Consider the following 24648-nt stretch of genomic DNA (forward strand, 5'->3'; position numbering starts at 1 on the left):
CGGGAATTCCTCCGACACTAGAACTGTTTGACAGCGAGATGACTTCTGCAGCCCCCGCCCTCTCCGTTCTTGACCTCGTTCCGGTGCGCACCGGCCAGACCAGCAGCGAGGCGATCGCCGCGTCGCTCACTCTCGCCGCGACCGCTGATCGTCTGGCTATCGCCGCTACTGGTTCGCCGAGCACCACAACATGCCGGCCGTGGCATCCACTACTCCTCCGGTGCTGATCGCCGCCGCGGCCGCCCGGACTTCTCGCATCCGACTGGGTTCGGGCGGCGTGATGCTGCCGAACCACGCACCGCTCATCGTCGCGGAGCAGTTCGCCGCGCTGGAGGCCATTGCACCAGGGCGCATCGACCTCGGCCTCGGCCGCGCGCCCGGTAGCGACCCGGTGATCACGCAGCTCCTTCGGGCCACGGGAACTCCGAGTGATGTCGAGCAATTCCCGCGCCACGTGCAAGACATCGCACTGCTCATGTCGGGCGAAGGCGCGACCGTGCGCTTCACGTCGGGCGGCGAGTACACCGTGCGCTCCACACCCGCCGCGACCGGCACTCCAGAGGTGTGGCTGCTGGGCTCGAGCGACTACTCCGCCCAGCTCGCAGCATCCCAAGGTTTGCCGTATGTATTCGCCAACCACTTCTCTGGGCAGGGACTCGAGCGCGCTCTCGACCTGTACCGCACCGGGTATCAGCCAAGCGAGGCGCACCCTGAGCCGCGCACGTTCCTCACAGTGAACGTCGTTGCAGCGCCGACGGCGGAAGAGGCCGAGGCCCGCGCCCTGCCTCAGCTGCGCATGATGTCGCGCCTGCGGTTGAACAAGCCGCTCATCGCCCTCGAAACAGTGGAGGAAGCCCTCGGCGCCGAGCCGGATGCCGCCACCGAACAGGCCGTTCAGGCCGGGCGATCACGCTGGTTCGTCGGAACCGGCGAATCTGTCGCAGCCGAGGTGCGTGCGTTCGCCGAGAAGCATGGTGTCGACGAGGTCATGCTGTCACCAGTGGCCGGTGCGTACGAGGCCGAGCCGAAGGATGCTCCGGCTGGTCGCGCCGAGACGCTCGAACTGGTGGCCGCGGCGCTGTAACGCACCTCGCCGCGCGTCCTCCACCCCAACATCGGTGTGGGGGTAGGGATATCCCCTCCAAGACACCAGGGAGCGAGGGATTTCCGTACGCCATCGCGTGGGCGCAGGGCGCCGGGGCGTCGTTCTGCACGCGCCGGCGATTGTTACGACGTTTTCACAGGCCCGCACCTGGTCGATCAGCGGCATCCCTGTCGTGGACCCCATCTCGGCCGTGTTTCTGTGCGCAGAATCGCTCAGTCACAATGAAGCGGTGATCATGCTCGATGCTCTCGTCACCACCGCAACGAACTACCCGGAGCTCATGCGGCGGCTTCCGAACACACGTGCGGACATCGAACAGCACCTGCGCCGTTGGGGACGATTCCCGGGCTGCGGCACAATCCGCACTGCACTTCCATTCGTGCGAGAGCGGGTGGAGTCCCCGAAAGAAACCGAGACCCGCTTAGCCATCGTTGATGCTGGGCTGCCGGAGCCCAGCGTTCAGCACGAGGTGTTCGAACACGGCAGGCTCATTGCTCGCGTCGACCTGGCGTATCCCGCGCTGAAGATCGCGATCGAGTATGAGGGCGATGGGCACCGAACCAACAAAAAGCAGTGGCGTATCGACATCCAGCGTCAGCGTGACCTTGAAGCGCGCGGGTGGATCGTAATCCGGTTGACGGAGCGCGATCTTCATGCCGGCGCGAAATCTCTCGTCGCCTCCATCCGCAGCGCGATCGCAACCCAAAGCGCCAGGCCCGCTACCGCGCCCGCGCGCTAGGCCCGCTACCCGGTGAAGTATTGTTTTCTCCTCCACGAGCGCCCTCCCCGAGGGGATTTCCCTACCCCACGCGCGGGGGTGGCGCGCGGGGTTACTCCGGCGCCCCGGAGAGGAGACCGCGCAGCCAGTCGCGCGCCTCGACGAAAACGTCATCCGCGTAGCGATCCGGGTAATGCACGATCTGCCGGTCAGCGCGCGGGTACGACCCGAGGAAAACCACGCGCGGGCTGAACCGGCGAATGCCGAGCAGTGCGTCCGCCATCCGCTCGTCCTGCACGTGCCCGTCCGCATCGAGGACGAAGCGGTAACGACCCAGCTCGTCGCCGATTGGCCGTGATTCGATCAGCGACAGGTTGATGCCGCGGGTCGAGAACTGCTCGAGCATCTCCAGCAGCGCGCCGGGACGGTCGTTCGGCAGCTCGACGATCAGCGAGGTCTTGTCTGCGCCGGTCGGGTTCGCCGGCATCACGGTCTGCGCGACCAGCACAAAGCGCGTTACCGCCGAAGTACTGTCGCCGATTTCGGAGGCGAGCACGTCGACGTCGTAGTGCTGCACGATCCCTGGAGGGGCGATCGCCGCCTGCGCTGGCAGCGTGCCGTCAAGCACCCCGATAGCGGATGCCACGTTGCTGGCAGCCGGAACGTGCGAGTGGTTCGGCAGATGCGCGCCAAGCCAGGCGTGACACTGTGCGTAGGCGACCGGATGCGCAGCGATCGATGTCACATCAGCGAGTGTCGTGCCGCGCGGGGCGACGAGCACGAAGTTCACGCGCACCAGGTACTCACCGATGATGCGCAAACCCGGGAGTGTCGCCAGCGCATCCTGAGTCGTCGAGACGCCACCCTCGATCGAGTTCTCGATCGCGATCATCGCCGCGTGGCTGCGGCCTTCCAGCACGTCGGCGAGCGCCTCTCCGACGTTGTGCACGGGGCGCCAGTTCTGACCTCGCGCTTCGGCGACCTGGTCGAGCGCTGCTTCGGTGAAGGTGCCCGCGGGGCCCAGATAGCTGTATGTACGGCGTTCGGTCACGCGTTTTACCTTAGCCCCGTCCGTAATGTCGGTGACCGCTGAGTGCAATATGGGCTCTCGACGGATGCGCACGAGCCAAGATCGGGGCAGACTGATCTCATGACGAGCCGTGCCGGCCTCCCTGCGGAGGAAACTGACCTCATCGATGTCGACGAACTGATCGCCGCCTACTACGATCTCAAGCCCGATCCGTCCGTCGCGGCGCAGCGCGTCGTGTTCGGCACGAGCGGTCACCGCGGCTCTTCACTGTCGCGCAGCTTCAACGAGCAGCACATCCTTGCGACCACCCAGGCGATCGTCGACTACCGCCAGAGTCAGGGCATCACCGGCCCGCTTTTCCTCGGTCGAGACACCCACGCGCTATCACTTCCTGCCGAGCGCACCGCGATCGAGGTGCTGATCGCCAACGGTGTCGACCTGCGCGTCGACTCCCGCGACTCGTATGTGCCGACTCCCGCGCTCAGCCACGCCATCCTCACGCATAATCGCGGAAAAGCGGCGGATGCTGCGGGTCGCGCCGACGGCATCGTCGTCACCCCGTCGCACAACCCCCCGCGCGATGGCGGGTTCAAGTACAACCCTCCGCACGGCGGCCCGGCAGACACCGACGCGACCGGTTGGATCGCCGCACGCGCGAACGAACTCATCGAGGGCGGACTCGAGGGCGTGAAGGCGCACCGCTTTGCTGACATCGACTGGGACACACTGCCCAGCTACGACTTCCGCGACGCCTACGTGCGGGACCTCCCCTCGATAATCGACCTCGATGCCATCAAGAAGGCCGGCGTGCGCATCGGCGCGGACCCACTGGGCGGAGCATCCGTCGAGTATTGGGCGCTCATCAAAGAGATGCACGGCCTCGCGCTCACCGTCGTGAACCCCGAGGTCGACCCGACCTGGCGCTTCATGACGCTGGACTGGGACGAGAAGATCCGGATGGATCCGTCGTCACCGAACGCAATGGCATCCCTCGTCGCCAAGAAGAGCGACTACGACGTCCTCACCGGCAACGACGCCGACGCTGACCGGCACGGCATTGTCACTCCGGATGCCGGCCTCATGAACCCCAACCACTACCTGGCCGTCGCGATCGACTACCTGTTCTCGCACCGCACCGAATGGCCGCGGGATGCCGCGATCGGTAAGACCCTGGTCTCGTCGATGATCATCGACCGCGTCGCAGAGTCGCTCGGGCGCCGCCTCTTGGAGGTACCGGTCGGATTCAAATGGTTCGTACCTGGACTGCTCGACGGCTCTGTCGCGTTCGGCGGCGAAGAGTCGGCCGGAGCGTCGTTCCTCCGCAAGGACGGCACGGTGTGGTCGACCGACAAGGACGGCATCCTGCTCTGCCTGCTCGCCGCCGAGATCATTGCGGTGACCGGCAAGAGCCCCTCGGAGCGCTATGCCGAACTCGAGGATGCGTTCGGAGCATCCGCGTATCAGCGCGTCGATGCCCCGGCCACGCCGGAGCAGAAGGCAACGCTCGGCAAGCTCGCACCGGATGCCGTCACGGCAACGTCACTGGCCGGTGAGAAGATCACTGCGAAGCTGTCGCACGCGCCGGGAAACGGTGCAGCGATCGGCGGACTTAAGGTGCAGACCGAGCATGCCTGGTTCGCCGCGCGCCCGTCTGGCACCGAGGACGTCTACAAGCTGTACGCAGAGAGCCTGCTCGGTGCCGAACACCTTGCCGAGGTGCAGGAGGAGGCTCGAGCGGTGGTGTCGGCCGCGCTCGGTTCAGCCTGACGGCTGCTGTGGCTGCCGCTCAGGCACCGCCAGGAGCATTTCCAGCATGCTCAAGGCGTCTTCGTGTTTGGTGTCGGCGTCGAGGAGCCACTGCGTTTGAAGTCCATCGGATGCCGCGATGATGAGGCTGCGGCGGCCTCAGCATCCACGTCTGCACGCATCCCGCCGGACTGCTGCAGAGCGCGCACCTGTTCGGCGATGATCGCTCGCAGGCGCGCGAAACGTACCGATGCCCACTCGGTGGCATGTTCGTGCCCGTCTTCCAGCGCGGCCGCGACGAGCGACGAGTACAGCTGAACGAGCCCGGGGATCTTCTGGTTGCGCTGCGCGGAGCGGCGCATCTCGCCGACGGGCTGTGGCTCCGAACGATCGTCGGGATCATGGTGCTTTGAGGACTCTTCATACACTGCGATGAGCAGTTCTTCCAGCGACCCGAAATAGTGCCGGAGCGCCGCGTGGGTCACCCCGACCGCCTCAGCGATGGCACGCAGGCTCGTGCGATCGGCGCCACGTTGCGCGAACACCTCGATCGCGCGATCGAGGATTTCTTGCCGCCGCGCTATGCCCTTGGCATATGCCCCTCGGGAGCCAGATTTCACGGCGTCGGTGGCGGCTACCTGAGCGGTGTTATCGCGGTCCGCGGTCATGATCACGATCCTACCCATTTAAAACCTCCACATGGGGGTTTTGTCTGTTAGTCTCGCACCACACCATTGAAACCATCTCCCGAGGAGCACTGCCGCTTGTCTGTTCTCACCTCTATTCAGCTCTTCACCGTCAAATCTGACCTCGAAGAGAATCTCGAAGAAACCCTCGACACCCTCGTATCCCGCGGTTTCACGACGGTCGAGCCCTACGACTTCGTGCGCCGCGCTGATGCACTTGCCGCCGCCCTGTCAGCTCGCGGACTTGCGGCGCCCACCGGCCATGCGTTTGTCGCGTCCGCCTCGTTCGTGAACCCCGATGGCACCCCGACCGATAACGACGTCCCGACTCTCGATGCGACCTTCACCGCCGCCGAGAAACTCGGCATGGGCGTCATCATCGAGCCGTACACCGACCCGGCTCGCTGGACGAGCATCGAGCAGATCCAAGAGATCGCCGAGCTGCTCAACCGTGCAGCCGAGGCGGCCGCTGAACGCGGCATCCGGATCGGGTATCACAACCACGCTCATGAACTGGAAGCACGCTTCGGTGACCTCACCGGTCTCGAAGTTCTCGCGAACCATCTCGATCCCCGCGTTGTCCTCGAGGTCGACCTGTACTGGGCGGCTCGCGCAGGTGTCGACGTACTCGCGCTGCTGCGCACTCTCGGCGAGCGCGTGATCGCCCTACACGTCAAGGACGGCACGCTCGACCCCGAAAAGGTGAACGCCTACCCGCCCGCAGATCAGGTTGCGGCCGGCGAGGGCACGGTTCCGCTGGCGGATGCTCTCGCCACCGCCACCGCGCTGGAAGTCGCTGTCGTCGAGTTCGATCACTTCGAAGGCGATCTGTATGCTGCCGTCGAATCGAGCCGCGCATTCATCGATGAGGCCCTTGCGACTGATTCGGGCACCCGCTGATGGCCGCGAGCGGCCCCGTCGCCGTCGGCATCATCGGCGCAGGCAACATCAGCGATCAGTACCTCACCCACCTCAGCACCTTTCCTGACATCGAGCTGCGTGCGATCGGCGACCAGATCGAAGAGCGGGCTCGTGAGCAGGGCGCCAAGTATGGCGTCCCCCGCGCCGGTGGCGTCGATGTTGTTCTGAACGATCCTGATATCGAGATCGTCGTCAACTTGACGATCCCGGCCGTGCACGTCGAGGTGTCAGAGAGCATCATCGCCGCTGGAAAGCACGTCTGGACCGAGAAGCCGATCGGCGTCGATCGGGACTCGTCTCAGAGACTGCTGCGGGTCGCAGAGGCCGCGGGTCTTCGCGTCGGCGTCGCACCCGACACTGTCCTCGGCCCTGGCGTGCAGACAGCGAAACGCGCAATCGCTCGCGGTGACATCGGTCAGCCGCTGTTTGCGCAGACGACCTTCCAGTGGCAGGGTCCAGAGGTCTTTCACCCCAACCCCGCGTTCCTCTACGCACGTGGCGGCGGGCCGCTGCTCGACATGGGCCCGTACTATGTGTCGACGCTCGTGCACATCTTCGGTCCTGTTGCCGCGGTAGCCGCGCTGGGCCTCAAGGGCACCGAAACGCGCACGGTGCAGGTCGGCCCGCTCGCCGGCGAGATTTTCCCGGTTGAGGTGCCATCCACCGTCTCAGTGCTCATGCAGTTCGAGCGGGGCGGCCAGGGGCAGAGCCTCTACAGCACCGATTCACCTCTGAAGCGGGCGGGCATCGTCGAGATCGCCGGCACGGAGGGCACCATGGTGATCCCGGATCCGAACACGTTCGGCGGTGAGATCACCATCACCCGCCCGCTCAAGGACGCGTCTTCGGTTCAGGACACGGTTGATGTTCCCCAGGAGGGAACGCTCACCGGTCGCGGACTCGGCGTGCTCGACATGGCACGTTCGATTCGCGCCGGCCGTCCGCACGTCGCCACCGGAAAGTTCGGCTACCACGTGCTCGACACGCTTCTCACGATCGAAGAGACCGCAGTGGCCGGCGGGTTCGCCCCGGTTGCCAGCACTCTCGGCGAGATCGGCTCGCTGGCCGCAGACTTCGATCCGACGGCGCGGACGCTTTAGCCTCGAGCGGGCTCGCATTGTTGAGTGGGTCAGCAGCCTTGAGCGGGTCAGGGCGACTTCGTGCTGACCCGCTCGATCAGCTGAGCGGGAATCACACTCGGCGCTTCAACCGCGCCGCCTTCAATCTCCGCAATGAGCGCCGACACCGCGGCTGTCGCTAGCTCAGTGAAGTCCTGCCGAATCGTTGTCAACGGCGGGCGGTAGTTCGCGGCATCCGGCACGTCGTCAAACCCGATCACGCTCACGTCTTCGGGTACCCGTCGGCCCTGATCGGTGAGCGCGCGGATGAGTCCGAGCGCCATCTGGTCATTCGCGCAGAACACCGCGGTCGCACCCTGCAACTCGGCACCCGCCGCGTGACCGGATTCTGCCGACCAATCACCCCGCACCAGCTCGTCAGGCTGAATGCTCATGGCCTGCAGCGTCTCACGCCAGCCACGCTCGCGCTCGTCCGCTGCGAAAGAACCGGCGGGACCAGCGAGATGCCTGACCGTTGCATGCCCAAGCTCAAGCAGCCGACGTGTCGCCGCGGCGGCTCCGCCGGCGTGATCGCTGCGCACAGTGCGACGACCGGCTGCTGTGGGTGCGTCAACTACGACAAGCCGCACTCCAGCAGGCAGGTCATCGGCCTGCAACAGCGCGGACGCCTCGTTCAGCACAATTGCGCCGTCAACGCCCTGCTCGTGCAACCGCGCGAACGCTGTCGCCACCGAACCTTCGGCCGTAACGACCAGCAGTGCGTAGCCGCGCTGTTCTGCCGCCTCTGCCGTGGCCTGCAGCATCCGCGAATTTCCGACCGTCGCGAGTGTCGTCACGACCAGGCCGATGGTCTGCGTGCGTCCGGTACGCAGGGCGCGCGCTGCGCGGTGCGGTCGGTAGCCGAGCTCAGCCATGGCCTGCTCGACGCGGACACGGGTGGCGGGATCAACGCGCGGGCTGCTGTTGACGACGCGCGACACCGTTTGGCCTGAGACTCCGGCGCGAGTGGCGACCTGCGCCATGGACACGCGGCCGGATGATGCGTGGCCCGGCGCGGCCGGTCCGGAAGCGGCGCGGCGGCGCCCATCAGCACGCATCAGCTCATCTTCGCCCGGCATCCCTGGCTCCTTCTCCGTTCCAAACTCCCCGTTCACAACTCCTCCATGTTGACGTTACCACCGCCCGAGCGGTACCGTGTTTACGTGAACACGGACAAATCTCAGGAGTTACGACGACCGAACTCGCGCCGGCGTGCTCCGACGGGCCACGCAACTGGCCGATGGCCGCGACCTGATCTACTACGACGATGCAGGCAGCGCACTCGGGGCAGACCGCGCCGTTGATGCGCGCACGCTCGACCAGCGCCCTGGCACCGCGACGATGCGCCAGGATGTGCTCACGGGCGACTGGATCACTGTGGCCGCCAACCGCCAGAACCGCATCATGATGCCGAGCGCCGATGCCGACCCGCTGGCGCCGCAGACGCCGACGAACCCGTCCGAGGTTCCGTCGATGTACGACGTGGCGGTGTTCGAGAACCGCTCCCCTGCGTTCGGCCCTGCCCTCGCCGAAGCGCTCGGCACTGCCCCGGTCGCTTCCGACGCTCCGCGCGGACTCGACGACCTCGCGGCACTCGGCCTCGGCCGCACCCGCACCTCAGTCGGCCGTTGCGAGGTCGTCTGTTTCAGCCCGGAGCCCTCCGGATCGTTCGGCACCCAATCCGTCACGCGGGCGCGCACAGTTATTGAGGCGTGGGCCGACCGGACAGCCGCCCTTTCGCTAATGCCTGGCATCGAGCAGATCTTCCCGTTTGAGAACCGCGGCGAGGCCATCGGCGTGACGCTCCCTCACCCGCACGGTCAGATCTACGCGTATCCGTATGTCACTCCGCGCACGACTCGTCTGCTGGAAAGCATCGACCACACCGCACCCGATCTGTTCCAGCACATTCTCGAGTTCGAACAGAACTCAGAGCGCGTCGTATTCCAGGGCAGGCACTGGACGGCCTTCGTGCCGTTCGCCGCTCGGTGGCCGCTCGAAGTGCACCTCATGCCGCACCGACACGTGCCCGACTTCGCAGAGACGAACCAGGATGAGCGCGACGAGCTCGCACCGCTGTACCTGAAGCTGCTGCGAGGCGTCGACGCCCTCTACGACACCCCCACCCCGTACATCGCCGCCTGGCACCAGGCACCGGTGAATGTTGGTCGCGAGACGGTGCGCCTGCACCTGCAGCTGACGAGCCCGCGCCGCGCTGCAGACAAGCTGAAGTTCCTCGCAGGCAGCGAATCTGCCATGTGGGCGTGGGCCGCTGAGGTCACTCCAGAACAGGGTGCTGCCCGCATCCGCGAAGCAATCAAACGTGCAGAGCAGGCGAGCGCATGACCGCACCCGCCCCCGAGACGCTAGCCCCCGCCGCGCAGGCCGTCGCGCTGTTCGAAAAGCTCACCGGCCATGCCCCGGAGGGGGTCTGGTCAGCGCCAGGGCGGGTGAACCTCATCGGCGAGCACACTGATTACAACGACGGTTTCGTGTTGCCGTTCGCGATCCCCCACCGCACATATGCCGCTGTCGGCATACGTGCGGACGGTCGCATCCGAGTCTCGTCGATTTTCGCCGAAGAGACCGTCGAGGTCGCGCTCGACGAGCTGAACGGCCTATTCCCGACCGCGACCGGTGAAGAGCCTGCTGTGGCCGAGTGGGCCGCGTACCCGCTGGGCGTCGCATGGGCACTGCAGCTAGCGGGAGCCACCGGCGTCGGCGTGGATATCGCGATCGCTTCGGACGTTCCGGTAGGCGCCGGTCTCTCTTCCTCGGCCGCGATCGAGGGTGCCACGGCATCCGCTCTGAACGACCTCTGGAATGCGCAGCTCGACCGCATCACGCTGGCTCAGATCGGGCGCCGCTCCGAGAACGAGGCCGTCGCGCGCCGACCGGAATCATGGACCAGATGGCGTCGATGCTCGGCGAGCCCGATGCCGCGCTGTTCCTGGACTGCCGCACCCTCGACGCCAACCTCGTGCCCCTCAGCATGCGCGAGGCTGGCTGGCGATTCTGGTCATGGACACCCGGGTCTCACACGCGCATTCCACCGGCGGCTATGGTGAGCGCCGCGCATCGTGCGAGCGAGGAGCCACCGCCTTCGGTGTCCCTGCCCTGCGTGACGTGACCGTCGCTGACCTCGGCCGTGCCGCCGAGATGCTCGACGAGGTCACTTTCCGACGAGTGCGTCACATCGTGACGGAGAACCAGCGGGTGCTCGACACCGTGCGCACACTCCGTGAGCGGGGGCCGCGCGCGATCGGCGACCTCCTCGTCGCCTCGCACGCGTCGATGCGCGACGACTTCGAGATCTCCGCGCCCGAGCTGGATACCGCAGTGGATGCGGCTCTCGCGGCTGGCGCGATCGGCGCGCGGATGACCGGCGGCGGTTTCGGTGGAGCGGCGATCGCACTCGTCGAGCAGTCGGCTGTCGAGACAGTGTCGGATGCCGTGACCGCAGCGTTTGCAGCATCCAGGTTCGCGTCACCGCACATCTTCACCGTGACTCCCGCGGCTGGCGCCCGCCGCGACAGCTGAGAGAATCTAGGTACACGAGCTAGGTACACGAGCTAGGTACCCGAGGAAGAGGGAACGAATGTCCTGGATTGTCACTGGCGGAGCTGGCTATATTGGGGCGCACGTCGTGCGCGCACTGGGGAGCGCTGGGCTCACCCCCGTCATCCTCGATGACCTATCCAGCGGGATAGCGTCGTTCGTACCCGAAGGCGTGCCTTTCGTTCAGGGCAGCATCCTCGATCGTGAGCTCGTCGAGAAGACGCTGCGCGACTACAACGCCGAGGGCGTCATCCACGTCGCCGGCTTCAAGTACGCCGGCGTCTCTGTGCAGCGCCCACTGCACACCTACGCGCAAAACGTCGAGGGCACTCGCGTGATTCTCGAGGCGATGGGAGCCGTCGGCGTCAGCAACATCGTGTTCTCGTCATCGGCCGCGGTCTTCGGCACTCCAGACGTGCCGCTCGTCGTCGAGGAGACCGAAAAGAAACCGGCGAGCCCTTACGGTGAGTCCAAACTCATCGGCGAGTGGCTGCTGCGCGACCAGGCGATTGCGACGGCGGAGTCCGAGCATCCGTTGCGGCACACCTCGCTGCGCTACTTCAACGTCGTCGGCTCCGCGGACCCGACCGTCTACGACGTCAGTCCGCACAACCTCTTCCCAATCGTGTTCGAGGCGCTGCTCGACGGCAAGACACCGCGAATCAACGGCGACGACTACGACACAGCTGACGGCACCAACGTGCGTGACTATGTGCACGTCGGCGACATCGCCGCAGCCCACGTCGAAGCCGCAAAGCGCCTCGCGTCTGGTGCATCGATTGAGGCCGCATACAACCTCGGCTCGGGCGACGGCCTGAGCGTGAAGCAGATCATGGATGCCATGGCGCGGGTGACCGGCATTGACTTCACCCCCGAGATCGCGCCGCGCCGCGCAGGAGACCCCGATCGCATTGTGGCGACCGGCGAACTCGCTGCCCGCGACCTGGATTGGAAGATGCGCTACACGGTCGACGAGATGGTGCGCACCGGGTGGGAAGCGCGGCGCAACGCGTGAGCGAAGCGCCCGTCGTCACCACTGCCGCAGGCCCGGTGCGCGGCTTCTGGCGTGAGCCCGGCACGCCGGCGGCATCCGCGGCGTTCCTCGGTATCCCGTTCGCGAAACCTCCTGTCGGTGACCTGCGATTCTCCGCGCCGGCCCCGCCAGAGCCATGGACCGAAGTGCGCGATGCGACCGAGTACGGCGCGACCGCCCTGCGCACGACCGGCACGGACACGCTGATTCCGGAGCCCGCGATACCCGGCAAGAGCACTCTCAACGTCAACGTATTCACCCCCTCTACCGAGGCATCACTACCGGTGCTGGTCTGGATCCACGGCGGCGGATACACCGAAGGATCACCCGCAAGCCCCTGGTACGACGGCAGCACCTTCAATCGCGACGGTGTCGTGACGGTGTCGATCTCGTACCGGCTCGGCTTCGACGGCTTCGGTTTCATCGATGGCGCACCGCACAACCGCGGAGTACTCGACTGGCTCACAGCCCTCGAATGGGTGCAGCAGAACATCGCAGCCTTCGGCGGCGACCCAACACGCGTCACAATCGGCGGACAATCTGCCGGTGGCGGCGCAGTGCTCACGCTGCTCGGGATGCCGTCGGCGCAGCATCTGTTCCATTCAGCGTTGTCGATCTCGGGTGCTCTCGCCGACGTGCCGCTTGAGACGGCACGCGAGCGGGGCACTCGGCTCGCGACGCTCGGCGGCGTCGAGCCGACCATCGACGGCCTTCGCACTCTCACTGAGCAGCGCATCCGCCAGTTGCAGCCGCAATCGGCGACACCGCGAAAGGGCGTCGGGATGGTCATCGACCTCCTCGCTGACGGCCTGCCTTGGGGGCCGATGATCGACGGCGAGCTGATCCCTCGCCCGACGGTCGATTCGCTACGCGCGGGCATCGGCGCCGACAAGCCGCTTCTGCTCGGCTCCGCAGACGACGAGTTCACGATGGTCGCCGAGAAAGAACGCAGCAAGGTGCGGATGATCCCCTCCGCAGTGCTGCTGAGGCCTTTTTTTGCGGAACGGGACTACCCGGCGCGCATACCTCGCTGCCAACCATGCGCAGCGCGCCAAGGGCAGCGCCGCGATGGTCGGCCGCTATGTCAGCGACCACATCTTCCGAGCTCTGGTGCCGCAGGTCGCCGAGGCACGCGCGCGAGCGGATGCCGAAACCTGGACGTACCGTTTCTCGTGGGTGTCACCGACGAAGGGATGGGCGTGCCACTGCTTGGATGTGCCGTTCTGGTTCGATGGGCTCGACCGAGAGCGCGTCGCGAACCTCGCTGGCCCGCATCCGCCGCAGGCTCTTGCCGATGAGATGCACGCCGCCGCTGTGGCGATGGTCACCGGCAGCGACCCCGGGTGGCCTGAGTGGCGCACGCGGCCCGGCACGACTCGGATCTTCGGCGGTGCCGGTGCCGAAGCGACCGACGACGCCTACGACAGCGTGCTCGCCCTGATCTGAGGGCCGGCTAGCTCCAGACACGAGATCAGCGAGCGGACAGCCGCTCAACAATCTCCCGAACGAGTTCGTCCGGACCGCGGTCGACGTTCACGACGAAACCAGCTTCGTCGTCGTCAAGAGGTTCCAGCGTCGCAAGCTGCGAGTCGAGCAGCGACGCGGGCATGAAATGGTCGGCCCGGGCACCGGCGCGTTCCCGCAGCAGCTCAGGTGACCCGTGTAAATGCACGAACACCACGCCGGGCACAGCCGCACGGATGCGATCGCGATACACCCGTCGAAGCGCACTGCACGCCATGACGAGTCCGGTGTAAGCGGAGTCCTCGAAGCGACCGCCGACCGTGTCGAGCCACGGCCAGCGATCGTCGTCCGTCAGGGGGGTGCCGGCGTTCATCTTCGTCCGGTTGGCGTCAGAGTGCAGGCTGTCAGCATCCACGAATGGCACGCCCAGCGTCTCGGCGAGCGCTATGCCTACGGTCGACTTACCGGCCGCAGACACCCCCATGACGCAGATCAGCGGGACATACTTCTGTCGCGCGTGGGTAACCTCAGCGTGCGGCATCCGCTCGAGCATGACGCGGATCGCCTCGGGATTGTCGTCGACGAGCACGGCATCCCGCCCGAAGACGGATGCCACCGCTCCGGTCGTTCCGCTGCCGGCGAAGAGGTCGAGCACCCGGTCGCCGGGGCGGCTCGATGCCTGCACGATCCGACGAAGAATTCCTTCGGGCTTCTGCGTCGGATAACCAGTCTTCTCACGCCCAGTCGTGGGGACGATAGTGTGCCACCACACGTCCGTCGGCAGCTTGCCGCGCGCAGCTTTCTCTGCAGTGACAAGTCCCGGGGCCATGTACGGTTCGCGGTCGATATCGTCGGCGTTAAAGATGTGCCCACCTGGGGTTTTCACGTAGACGAGGATCGTGTCGTGCTTGGTCGGCCAGCGGCTGCGCGACTTGGCACCGTAGTCGTAGGCCCAGATGAGCTCGTTGAGAAAACAATCACGCCCGAATACCGCGTCGAGCATGACCTTGGCGTAGTGCGCCTCACGGTAGTCGAGATGCAGGTAGAGAGTGCCATTGTCGGCGAGCAGGCGCCAGGCCTCTTCGAGCCGCGGCATCAGGAAGTCGCCGTAGTCGTCGAAACTGTCGTCATATGCGCGCAGCATCCCGCGCACCCGCTCGTACTGGTGTCCGTGGAAGCCGTGGCGGATCTCCTTCGCCGGCGCTTCCGGTTCATAACTCCTCAAAACTTCGCCCGAATCGGCAGAATCGGCGCCATCTGTGCCTGTTGCGGCCGATTCTGGAGGAGTTGTGAACGTGCGTCGGGCCGTAACCACCTGTCGGCTCTGCACCCGGCCGGTATTGAAGGGCGGGTCGAGGTAGACGAGCGTGAAGGATGCCGAGGGCAGCGTGCGCGCGACGGCCAGGTTGTCGCCCTGGATGATCGAGACCGCACCCGGTGCAACGGGCTCAGCGGCCAACGCGGAGCTCACGGCACGCGGTGAAGCCACGCGTCAGTCGCGAACTTCGATTCGACGAGCGCCTCGGCGTCAGCGTACTCATCCGCGGCGACCGTGCCATCTTCGGCGCCCGTCAGCGCGCGGAACGTCTCCTTGAACCGATCAATAATCGCCGCGCGACTGAGACCGGTCTGCGTGCGGAGCGGGTCAACTCGCTTAGCCGCGGACGTCGTGCCCTTGTCGCTCAACTTCTCGCGACCGATGCGCAGCACCTCGGTCATCACCTGACCATCGATGTCGTACGAGATCGTCGCGTGGTGCAGCACTCCCCCATTGGCGAGCCGCTTCTGCGCAGCGCCGCCGATCTTCCCGGACGGGCTCGCGATGTCATTGAGCGGCTGATAGGTCGCGTCGACACCCAGCGAGCGCAGCGCCTGCAGCACCCAGTCATCGAGGAACGCGTACGAGTCAGCGAACGTCATCCCCTGCACGAGGGATGCCGGCACATACAACGAATACGTGATGATCTGCCCCGCGGCCATCATCATCGCCCCACCACCAGAGATGCGGCGCACGACGTCGAAGCCGTGGCGTGCTGCGCCCTCCGGGTCGACCTCGTTGCGGTACGACTGGAAAGAACCGATGACTACGGCCGACTCTTCCCACTCCCAAATACGCAGGGTGGGGAGGCGGCGGCCTTCACCGACGCGGGCGGTGAGCACCTCGTCGAGCGCGAGGTTCATCCGTGGGGAGACTGCCTTGTCATGCACGATTTCCCAGTCGAAGTCGCGCCAGCTTGGCGCGGTAACGAGCGCACGGCGCACGGCGGTGCCGACCGACTCGGGCGTGAAGCCGAGCAACTGCGCGCCGGCGGGAAGGGCTTCTCGCACGGCTGCGGCGATGACCGTGGCATCCGATTCGACGGGAAGACCATTGACCGCGGCGTTGATGTCTTCGAGCGCCGTATCTGGCTCGAGAAAGAAATCACCCGCTAGGCGGAAGTCGCTCAGGACCCCGCCTTCGACCTCAAGATCGACGACGACAAGTTTTCCACCGGGGACTTTGTACTCACCATGCACGTGTACAGCTTAAGGCGTCGGCCCTTCGACAGGCCCAGGTAGCGACGGTGCGGCTCAGGAAGCAGCCGGGACGTGCTTGTCGAGCCAGGCGATGAGGTCGGCGCGTACCTCGTCCTGCTGCAGCTCGTTGAAGATTTCGTGTCTGGCATCCGGATAGACGAGTGTGGTGACGTCGGTGAATCCCGACCGAGTGCGGTATTCCTCGGCGAGCTTGTGAACGCTGTGCGCTCCGCCGACCGGGTCATCGCGACCGACCATCAGCAGCATCGGAATGTCGTAACCGAGGTTTCTCGCGGGGCGTCCGTAGAGCTTCAACGCTTCGAGTGGCCCGAACAGCTTCAACAGCGGAACGTTCGTCGTCAAGGGGTCATCGTCGAACGCCTTGCCGACAGCGGTGTCACGACTGAGCCACTCGTATCCGGTCGCGTCCTTGCCTTCCCAGCGCGCGTTCAATGGCGCAGCATTGAGATCGCGTGGTGTCCGCAATGCCGAACCGGAGAGGACCACGGCATCCCATGCTTCGGGGTGGTCGTTAATCAGCATCTGCGCCAGGAACGATCCCCACGAGTGTCCGAGCAGCACGAGCGGCAGGTCAGGGTTCTCGGCGCGAATAATGCCGGTGAGCTGCCAGATTGCATCCTTCGCTGCGCGCATTCCGCCCTTGCCGAGTCGGCCGAGTTTTGCTGGCCCACCATGCTGGCGAATGCCGGTACGCCCGTGCCCCCGATGGTCATCGGCGTACACGGTGAACCCCCTGGCTGTGAGCGCTGCGATCAGCGCGCCATATCGTCCGGCGTGCTCGCCGACACCATGCAGCAGCTGCACCACACCCCGTGCCGTACCTTCTGCTGGGTGGACGTCGTAGACGATCGAAACGCCATACGCGTCGGTGAACTCAGAGGTCTGGGCCATGAGGTCGAGTCTACGGATGCGCGGCATCCATTTCGTAGCCATTCTCAGAAAGCTTAGTTAGACTACCTAAGTAATGACTGACTTTGATGATCTCCTCCACGACACCGCCACAGATCTGCGCCTGGCGACCTTCCGCCTCGCCAGACGGCTGCGCCGCGAGCGCGCCTACGACAGCGTCAGCGACGCGCACTTCGCCGTCCTCGCGTGCCTGCGCGCGAACGGTCGCCTCCCCGTCGGCGAGTTGGCGCAGCGCGAGCGCGTGAGCGCGCCGACCATGTCGAACACCGTGGATGCCCTCGCCGAGAGCGGTCACGTCGTGCGGGTGCCGGATGACACCGACCGTCGCCGCGTGTACATCGAGATCACAGATGTCGGCACCGCAGTCGTCACTGCCACCGTGCAGAAGCGCGACGCCGCCCTCGCTGACGCGATCGCCGAGCTCAACTTCACTGCCGAGGAGCTCGCAACCCTTCGCGAAGCCTCGGCCCTGATGCGGAAGGTGGCAGAACGATGAGCTCCATGTTCCGCTCCTTCTCGACCTTCAACTACCGGATCTGGTTCCTCGGAGCGCTGGTCTCGAACGTCGGCAGCTGGATGCAGGCGACCGCCCAAGACTGGGTGGTGCTCACCGAGCTGACGAACAATGACGCCACCGCGATGGGCGTCACGATGGCCCTGCAATTCGGTCCTCCGCTCGTGTTGGTGAGCGCCACCGGGTGGGTTGCCGACCGCTTCGACCGGCGCAAGATCCTGCTGATAACCCAGTCGGTGCTGTTGCTGCTCGCACTCGGTGTCGCCGCCCTGTTGTTGACCGGTGTCATGACACTGCCACTAATGTTCTGCTTCGCGCTCGCCTTCGGCGTGACGAATGCGTTCGACGCTCCCGCACGGCAGGCGTTTGTCTCTGACATGGTGACGCTGGAGGACGCGTCGAACGCTGTCGCACTCAACTCAGCATCCTTCAACATGGCACGCCTCATCGGCCCTGCCGTGGGCGGGCTCCTGATCGTCGCAGTCGGCACCGGGTGGGTATTCGTCATCAACGCGGCGACCTTCCTCGCGATGCTGCTCGCACTGGTGATGATTCGCGCCGGTGAGCTGCTCCCCCGCGTCAAGAGCACCGGACGTGGCGGGCTCGCCGAGGGCTTCCGCTACGTCTGGGGGCGCAGTGACCTCAAAGTCACATTCCTGATGGTGTTCCTGATCGGCGCCTTCGGAATGAACTTCCCGATCTTCGCGTCGACCATGGCGATCGAGTTCGGCCGGGATGCTGACGGTTACGGAGTACTGAGTTCGGTCTTGGCGATTGGTTCACTGGCCGGAGCTCTCCTCGCTGCCCGGCGCGAGCGCGCGCGCATCCGCGTGCTCGTCATCGCTGCCGGTGGATTCGGCGTCGCATCCGTAGTTTCCACCTGGATGCCGTCTTACTGGAGCTACGCGGCAGTGCTCATCTTCGTCGGATTCGCCACCGTGAGTATGCTCACCACCGCGAACGGCTACGTGCAGACAACCACTGACCCTGCGCTTCGCGGACGAGTACTGGCGCTCTATATGGCTGTCGTGATGGGCTCGACTCCGATCGGCGCACCGATTGCGGGCTGGATCACCGATGTCGCAGGCCCCCGTGCCGCCATCCTCGTCGGCGGGATCGCCGGGCTCGTTGCCATGGCCGTGGGAGTGACATGGATGCTGTCATCCGGGCGGCTGCGCCGCAGCGAGCACAGTCGGTTCCGTCTCACACTGGATGAGACCAGGCCGATCTCCGTGATGCGCGTCGATCCGGTGGAGTTCAGCGACGAGGTCGCCGCGGCCACCACACCGATCCGCATCCCGCGCTCGAACTGAGCGAAGCGCGCGGGAGGCGTCAGCCTTCGAGCACGAGCCGGAGCTGCTCCAGCGCCCAATCGATCTCGGTGCCGCGGATGACGAGCGGCGGCGCGATCCGAACCGTCTGACCGTGGGTGTCTTTAACGAGCACGCCGCGTTCCATGAGCTTTTCGCTGATTTCGCGCCCGGTGCCGTAGGCAGGATCGATGTCGACACCCGCCCAGAGCCCCACAACGCGCACGGTGGTGACGCCATGGCCGACGAGCTTCTGCAACCCGGCGTCGAGGTGCTCGCCGAGTGCGCGAGCGCGCTCCTGGAACTCGCCCGACTCGAGCATCTCCACCACGCGCAGCCCAACGGCCGCTGCGAGCGGGTTGCCGCCGAAGGTCGAGCCGTGCTCGCCCGGACGGATCACGCCGAGTACATCGCGATTGCCCACGACTGCTGACACCGGCAGGATGCCGCCGCCCAGAGCCTTGCCGAGCAGGTAGAGGTCGGGAACGACGTCCTCACGGTCGCACGCGAACGTCTCTCCGACGCGTCCGAGACCCGCCTGAATCTCGTCAGCGATGAACAGCACGTTGCGCTCGTCGCAGATCTCGCGGATGCGGCGGAGGTATCCCTCAGGCGGAACGATGACGCCGGCCTCGCCCTGGATCGGCTCGACGAGGACTGCTGCGGTGTCATCCGTGATGGCGGCGGCGATGGCATCCGCGTCTCCGAATGGCACCACGTCGAAGCCGGGCGTGAACGGACCGAACCCGCTGCGCGCCGAGTCATCGTCGCTGAAGCTGACGATCGTCGTGGTGCGGCCGTGGAAGTTTCCGGCCGCAACGATGATGCGCGCCTTCTCGGGCGCGATGCCCTTGACCCGGTATCCCCACGCACGGGCGACCTTGATTCCGGTCTCGACAGCCTCGGCACCGGTGTTCATCGGCAGGACGAGATCCTTGCCGCACAGCCGCGCGAGCGCCTCGGCGAAAGGCTCAAGCCGGTCGTTCATGAACGCACGGCTGGTGAGGGTGACGCGCGCCAACTGATCAGTAGCCGCTGCGAGGAGCGCCGGATGCCGGTGGCCGAAGTTCACGGCCGAATACGCGGCGAGCAGGTCGAGGTAGCGCTTGCCCTCGGTGTCGGTTACCCACGCACCCTCAGCGGTCGCGATCGTGACCGGCAGCGGGCTGTAGTTCTCGGCGACGTGCGCCTCGGTGTTCACAGCAGTGGCGTTCATGCGCTCTTCTCCTCCTGGGCCGCACGCAGCTCGAGCGTGCAGCACTTGATTCCGCCGCCGCCGAGCAGCAGCTCGGACAGGTCGACCATGATCGGGTTGTAACCGCGTTCGCGCAGCTGAGCCTCAAAGCCCTTCGCGCGCGGCGAAATGATGACGTTGTAACCGTCGCTGGCGGAGTTCAGGCCAAACACTGCACCGTCGTCATCCGACACGAGGATGGCATCAGGGTAGCGCTCTTCGAGAATCGCGCGACTGGCAGCGTCGAACGCGCCGGGAAGGTAGGCGATGTTCGCGCGCTCCGGTCCGCTGTTCTCCACACCCTCAACCGGGTCAAGCACGGTGAGTGCGGTGTCGAGGTGGTAGAAGCGGGGGTCGATGAGATTGAGGGAGATGACCTCGCGTCCGAAGACCTCGCCGATCTCACGGTGGCTGTCGCCGGTGGAGCGGAATCCGGTGCCGGCGAGGATCGTGTTGCCGACGAGCAGGAAGTCGCCCTCGCCCTCGTTGACCTCTTCGGGGACGACAGTTGTGAAGCCGTTGGCGCGGAACCAGTCGGTGAACGCCGGCGCTTCGCCCGCGCGTTCGGTGAAGCGGAACTTCGGCGCGTACGCCACACCATCGATCAGGAAGCCACCGTTGGCCGTATAAACCATGTCGGGGAAGTCTTCGAGCGGTTCGATGAGCCCGACTTCGTGACCGAGTTCGAGGTAGAGGTCGTAGAGCTTCTGCCACTGCGCGACGGCGTTTGCGGTGTCGGTGGGATTTGCGGGTTCCATCCACGGGTTGATCTTGTAGCTGACCGTGAAGTGCTCCGGGCGGCACATCAGGTATCGGCGGTGCTGCGCGGTGCGCGCGGGGGTGGCGGTGGAGGTTACCGTTTCGGGCGTCGACATGAGTGCTCCTCGTCAGAGATGCGGCGGACGCTGTCCAGGGGCCCGACGGTCCTTCGACCCAATCACTCGATCGAGCGAAGGGGAAGATGCGACACGGGCACGCCAGCATTCATTGTGACATCCGACGCTGTACGTGCGCCAGAGGCGCGTCAGGCGCGCAATGGCACTCATGGGCAACTCAGATGACTCCCGCACTCCAGGCGTCGGGATTGCCGAAGCGGTGCGCGGTGATGCTGATCGCCTGCTCGTGCACGAACGGCAACAGCTCGATGCGCCCGGCGGAGGTGACCTCACCGTCGTAAACCGCCAGATCAGGGTCACCGTCGACGGCCTCAGCCAGGGAACGATGCACTGCCGCGACCGCCGCCCGCGTGCCGACAAGCCGCACCCGCTGAGCGCGCTTGGCGACGGTGAGGTTGAGGATGTCTGCGGGGTCATCGGCGCGCGCCATCCGGTCGATCCATTCCTCGTCGCTCTCTACCGCGACCGACACATCGAGCTCAGAGAGCGCCCGGCGCACCTCGGCGGGCAGCCCGACGGGAGTGCTGAGGAAGAACCCCGCGCCAGCGCGGAGCGCTGCGACGACAACGCGCAACAGCTCATGCCAGGCGGCGTCTCCGGTCGCCCTGATCATGACCGGCACCGGCCGGTACCGGAACAGGTTGCGCTCGACACCCAACTGCGAGACGTCACGCACCTGGCCGAACTCGCGGTCCCAGGCCACAGCATCCGACAGTGCGGAACGGCGCAGCCATTCGAAGCTCTCGAAGTCCAGCGATGACTGCGCCGATTCGATCAACGCGGTGATGCGAGAGTCGAGTCCGCGCAGATGCAGTGTGCTCGATGCCTGCCCGCCGTTGCGCGAGCGCCACGTGCCGAGCCCGATCAGGTAGTTCGGGCCGCCCGCTTTGGTGCCGGGACCGACGGACGAGCGCTTCCACCCGCCGAAGGGCTGCCGCTGCACGATCGCACCGGTTATTCCGCGGTTGACGTAGAGGTTTCCGGCCTGCACGCGGTCAAGCCACGGCGCGAGGTCGTCGGGGTTCTGCGTATGCAGTCCCGCTGTCAGCCCGTAGGCGACCGCGTTCTGCAGCTCGATCGCCCGACCGAGGGTCGGCGCGTGCATGATGCCGAGAACGGGTCCGAAGAACTCTTCCAGATGGAAGCGCGATCCCGGTTGCACACCGACGCGGATGCCGGGACGCCAGAGCCGACCCGTGTCATCACCTTCGACCAGCGCCGGTTTGATCAGCCACTGCTCTTCGCCCTCGAGCTCGGTCAGCGCCCAGGCGAGCTTGCCCTGCGGTTTCTCGATCACCGGCCCCACCTCGGCGAGCGGATCGCTCGGCCAGCCGATGTGCAGTGAGCGCACAGCATCCGCGAGCTGTCGCGCGAAGCGCTTGGATCGACCGACCGGACCCACCAGAATCGCAAGGGATGCCGCCGAGCACTTCTGCCCGGCGTGCCCGAAAGCGCTCTTCACGAGGTCGGCGACCGCGAGATCGAGGTCGGCCGACGGTGTGATGACAATCGCATTCTTGCCACTGGTCTCGGCAAGCAGCGGGAGATCTGGCCGCCACGAGCGGAACAGCGCCGCCGTCTCCCACGCACCGGTGAGGATGACTCGGTCCACTGCGTCGTGCGCGATGAGCTGCTGCCCGAGCTCGCCCTCTTCAATATCGACGAGGGCGAGCACGTCGCGTGGGATGCCGGCCTCCCAGAGCGCTTCAGCGACGACCGCCGCGCACCGACGGGCCTGTGGAGCGGGCTTGAAGATGACGCCAGAGCCTGCGGCGAGCGCGGCCAGCACTCCCCCAGCGGGGATCGCGATCGGGAAGTTCCACGGTGGGGTGACGACGGTGACGCGTGCGGGCTCGAAACTCGCGCCGGCGACGGCATCCAGCTCGCGTGCCTTTGCGCCGTAGTAGCGGGCGAAGTCGACTGCTTCGCTGACTTCTACATCGCCCTCGGCGAGTACCTTTCCAGTCTCGGATGCTGCGACTTCGATGAGCTCCGCACGACGTGATTCCAGGGCCGCTGCCGCTCGCAGCAGCACCTCGGCACGCTCTGCTGCTGGCCGGGAACCCCAGCCAGCAGCTGCGACCTGCACTCGCGCGATGGTCTCGTCCATCGTCTGCGCATTCTCTATGAGCGCTGCGCGTAAAGTGGCGTCCCCGAGAGTAGAAGTGTCGATGCGGGCTCTGATGCCCTCAGCCCACTCGCGGTTCGTGGGAAGCGCCGGGTCGCTGTCTTCGGTGTTTGTGAAGCCAGGCGCGCCGGCAGAGCCGGAGCTCATCTCGCGGCGGGAGTACACCGCCGTCTCCACGAAGGGCTCTCCGTCTGACCCCCGAGAAATGTCAAGAACGGCTTTGGTGAGATCGCCGCTGTCTGCGGGTGCGACGCTCGTCGGCCGCAGCGATTCGTGAACGGGAGTCTGACGGTTCTGCGTGCGGCGCGGCACCGTTCGAAGCGTGCGATCGGTCGAACGTTCTAGAGCGTTGAGGAACCGGTCGCGCTCCCGGTCGAACAGGCTCTCATCGTCATGAAGATGAAACGCTGCCGAGAGGAAGTTCTCTGACGCGGCGTTCTCTTCGAGCCTGCGGACGAGGTAACTGATCGCTACATCGAACTCGTCAGGTTTGACGACCGGCACGTACAACAGCACCGGGCCGACGTCGCGGGAGACGGCTTCTACCTGACCCTGGGCCATGCCCAGCAGCATCTCGAACTCGACGTCGTCGCGTACGCCACGTTCTCCGGCGAGGAGCCAGGCGTGCGCGATGCCGAACAGGTTGTGCCCGGCGACGCCAATGCGCACCGCGTCGGTGTTCTCCGGACGCAGTGCCTCGTCGAGCACCCGCAAGTAGTTCGCATCGGTGTCGAGCTTGGTGTCATAGGTGGCAAGCTGCCAGCCATGCACGGTCGCATCCACAGCCTCCATCGCAAGGTTTGCACCCTTGACCAGACGGATCTTGATCTTCGCCCCGCCGTGCTCGACACGCACCTTCGACCAGGCAGTGAGTTCGCGCAGCGCAGCGAGCGCATCCGGCAGGTAGGCCTGCAAGACGATTCCTGCCTCGAGGAGGAGCAGTCGCGGATCTTCGAGAATTCTGGTGAACACCGCGATCGTCAGATCGAGATCGCGGTATTCCTCCATGTCGAGGTTGATGAAGGTGCCTGTCTGCGCCGCCGTTACGTAGAGCGGCAGCAGGCGCTCGGCCACCGTCTCGACGACGTCATCGAACGCCCACATCGAGATGTGGCTGATGACAGATGAGACCTTCACCGAGACATAGTCGACATCGTCGCGTCGAATCAGGTCATGGATGCCGTTGAGCCGGCGCTTCGCTTCTGCCTCACCGAGCACCGCTTCACCCAGCAGGTTGAGGTTCAGTCGCGCGCCTGACTCACGGATCTTCGCAATTGCGGGGCCCAGCTTCGCCGGACGCGCGTCGACCACGAGGTGACCGACCATGTCGCGCAGCACCCGTCGTGCGATCGGCACAATCGGCGACGGCAGCACTGGGGCAAGACCTCCGCCGACCCGAACAGCACCGCGCAGATACCAGGGCAGGAAATCCGGCACGATCGGCGCGATCCGTTGCAGCTGAGCTGCCGCCGCGGCGAGACTCTCCGGCCGCATCACGCCGTCGACGAACCCGAGGGTGAAAGGCAGGCCGTTCTCGTCCTGCAGCACATCGGCGAGACGCGCGGCAGCCGGGTCGACCTCTGCCTCGGCGGCTTCAGCTACCCAGCGACGCGCGAGCTCGACCGATTGTTCGGCGAGCGGAATGGCCCCAGGACCGGACAACTCTGACATGCGTTCAGCCTAAGAGAGCGGAGGCTTCCTCAGGCCATGACACCACGAGAGTCGGCGCTGAAGTTTCGG

19 protein-coding genes and 3 pseudogenes are annotated in these 24648 nt (G+C 65.8%); 12 read left to right on the forward strand and 10 right to left on the reverse strand.

From position 1 onward, the window contains the following. Positions 1–38: 38 nt before the first annotated feature. A pseudogene (locus DC31_RS03055) lies at positions 39–1084 on the forward strand (LLM class flavin-dependent oxidoreductase). Positions 1085–1340: 256 nt separating this feature from the next. Then, positions 1341–1844 carry an endonuclease domain-containing protein gene (locus DC31_RS16785; RefSeq protein WP_235201303.1) on the forward strand — a complete coding sequence of 168 codons (504 nt, stop codon included), beginning with the start codon at positions 1341–1343 and terminating at the stop codon, positions 1842–1844. A gap of 91 nt (positions 1845–1935) precedes the next feature. Here DC31_RS16785 and pheA read toward each other — a convergent pair whose 3' ends face one another. Beyond that, on the reverse strand, positions 1936–2874 hold the full coding sequence (pheA, locus tag DC31_RS03065; protein ID WP_036276804.1) for a prephenate dehydratase: 939 nt from the start codon (positions 2872–2874) through the stop codon (positions 1936–1938). A gap of 99 nt (positions 2875–2973) precedes the next feature. Here pheA and pgm point away from each other — a divergent pair, with 99 nt between their 5' ends. Next, on the forward strand, positions 2974–4620 hold the full coding sequence (gene pgm / locus DC31_RS03070) for a phosphoglucomutase (alpha-D-glucose-1,6-bisphosphate-dependent) (protein WP_036276806.1): 1647 nt from the start codon (positions 2974–2976) through the stop codon (positions 4618–4620). Positions 4621–4670: 50 nt separating this feature from the next. Here pgm and DC31_RS03075 read toward each other — a convergent pair whose 3' ends face one another. Further along, positions 4671–5267: a TetR/AcrR family transcriptional regulator gene (locus DC31_RS03075; protein WP_235201293.1), complete on the reverse strand. Its 597-nt coding sequence runs from the start codon at positions 5265–5267 to the stop codon at positions 4671–4673. A 96-nt stretch (positions 5268–5363) separates the two neighbouring features. Here DC31_RS03075 and DC31_RS03080 point away from each other — a divergent pair, with 96 nt between their 5' ends. Together DC31_RS03080 and DC31_RS03085 are read left to right on the forward strand one after the other, a co-directional pair. Further along, entirely contained in the window at positions 5364–6185 is an 822-nt protein-coding gene (locus DC31_RS03080; RefSeq protein ID WP_036276808.1) for a sugar phosphate isomerase/epimerase family protein, read from the forward strand. After that, the gene (locus tag DC31_RS03085) at positions 6185–7306 is read left to right on the forward strand and encodes a Gfo/Idh/MocA family protein (protein ID WP_036276811.1); all 1122 of its coding nucleotides are present in this window, start codon (positions 6185–6187) and stop codon (positions 7304–7306) included. Before DC31_RS03080 ends, DC31_RS03085 begins: the two co-directional genes overlap by 1 nt. Positions 7307–7353: 47 nt before the next feature. Here the strand turns inward: DC31_RS03085 and DC31_RS03090 are convergent, their stop codons facing one another. Continuing rightward, positions 7354–8307 (reverse strand): LacI family DNA-binding transcriptional regulator, encoded by a 954-nt coding sequence (locus DC31_RS03090; RefSeq protein ID WP_036276960.1) that lies wholly within the window; start codon positions 8305–8307, stop codon positions 7354–7356. A 229-nt stretch (positions 8308–8536) separates the two neighbouring features. Between DC31_RS03090 and galT the strand changes: the two genes are divergently transcribed. From galT to DC31_RS19090, 5 genes and pseudogenes are all read left to right on the forward strand, one after another. Next, positions 8537–9670 (forward strand): galactose-1-phosphate uridylyltransferase, encoded by a 1134-nt coding sequence (gene galT / locus DC31_RS03095; protein ID WP_036276814.1) that lies wholly within the window; start codon positions 8537–8539, stop codon positions 9668–9670. Next, a pseudogene (gene galK / locus DC31_RS03100) lies at positions 9667–10864 on the forward strand (galactokinase). Before galT ends, galK begins: the two are co-directional and overlap by 4 nt. A gap of 58 nt (positions 10865–10922) precedes the next feature. Then, positions 10923–11897 carry a UDP-glucose 4-epimerase GalE gene (galE, locus tag DC31_RS03105; protein WP_036276817.1) on the forward strand — a complete coding sequence of 325 codons (975 nt, stop codon included), beginning with the start codon at positions 10923–10925 and terminating at the stop codon, positions 11895–11897. After that, positions 11894–13213 carry a carboxylesterase family protein gene (locus tag DC31_RS03110; protein WP_235201294.1) on the forward strand — a complete coding sequence of 440 codons (1320 nt, stop codon included), beginning with the start codon at positions 11894–11896 and terminating at the stop codon, positions 13211–13213. Before galE ends, DC31_RS03110 begins: the two co-directional genes overlap by 4 nt. 1 nt (position 13214) lies before the next feature. After that, positions 13215–13361, forward strand: a complete 147-nt coding sequence (locus tag DC31_RS19090) for a hypothetical protein (protein WP_235201295.1) — start codon at positions 13215–13217, stop codon at positions 13359–13361. 25 nt (positions 13362–13386) lie between these two features. Here DC31_RS19090 and DC31_RS18630 read toward each other — a convergent pair whose 3' ends face one another. The 4 genes and pseudogenes from DC31_RS18630 to DC31_RS03125 form a co-directional block, all read right to left on the reverse strand. Continuing rightward, a complete protein-coding gene (locus DC31_RS18630; RefSeq protein WP_200872858.1) occupies positions 13387–13920 on the reverse strand; it encodes a gluconokinase in 534 nt (177 codons plus the stop codon). Next, positions 13900–14850: pseudogene (locus DC31_RS18635) on the reverse strand (DNA-methyltransferase); the annotation flags it as partial. The pseudogene DC31_RS18635 and the gene DC31_RS18630, both read right to left, overlap by 21 nt. Beyond that, positions 14847–15896, reverse strand: a complete 1050-nt coding sequence (locus DC31_RS03120; protein ID WP_036276819.1) for a lipoate--protein ligase family protein — start codon at positions 15894–15896, stop codon at positions 14847–14849. The pseudogene DC31_RS18635 and the gene DC31_RS03120, both read right to left, overlap by 4 nt. Positions 15897–15950: 54 nt before the next feature. After that, positions 15951–16808: an alpha/beta fold hydrolase gene (locus tag DC31_RS03125; RefSeq protein ID WP_036276964.1), complete on the reverse strand. Its 858-nt coding sequence runs from the start codon at positions 16806–16808 to the stop codon at positions 15951–15953. Between the two features lie 73 nt (positions 16809–16881). On the opposite strand from DC31_RS03125, the gene DC31_RS03130 reads away from it, so the two are divergent. Beyond that, complete coding sequence (locus DC31_RS03130) at positions 16882–17322, forward strand: MarR family winged helix-turn-helix transcriptional regulator (RefSeq protein WP_036276821.1); 441 nt, start codon at positions 16882–16884, stop codon at positions 17320–17322. Positions 17323–17327: 5 nt separating this feature from the next. Then, complete coding sequence (locus DC31_RS03135) at positions 17328–18653, forward strand: MFS transporter (protein ID WP_081813693.1); 1326 nt, start codon at positions 17328–17330, stop codon at positions 18651–18653. A gap of 19 nt (positions 18654–18672) precedes the next feature. Here DC31_RS03135 and rocD read toward each other — a convergent pair whose 3' ends face one another. The 3 genes from rocD to DC31_RS03150 form a co-directional block, all read right to left on the reverse strand. Next, the gene (rocD, locus tag DC31_RS03140; protein ID WP_036276826.1) at positions 18673–19866 is read right to left on the reverse strand and encodes an ornithine--oxo-acid transaminase; all 1194 of its coding nucleotides are present in this window, start codon (positions 19864–19866) and stop codon (positions 18673–18675) included. Then, a complete protein-coding gene (gene ddaH / locus DC31_RS03145) occupies positions 19863–20759 on the reverse strand; it encodes a dimethylargininase (protein ID WP_036276828.1) in 897 nt (298 codons plus the stop codon). The genes rocD and ddaH overlap by 4 nt, the downstream gene beginning before the upstream one ends. Positions 20760–20937: 178 nt before the next feature. After that, positions 20938–24579 carry a proline dehydrogenase family protein gene (locus DC31_RS03150; protein WP_036276829.1) on the reverse strand — a complete coding sequence of 1214 codons (3642 nt, stop codon included), beginning with the start codon at positions 24577–24579 and terminating at the stop codon, positions 20938–20940. Positions 24580–24648: the final 69 nt, after the last annotated feature.

Origin of the sequence: Microbacterium sp. CH12i (assembly GCF_000685355.1) — a bacterium.
GTDB lineage: Bacteria > Actinomycetota > Actinomycetes > Actinomycetales > Microbacteriaceae > Microbacterium.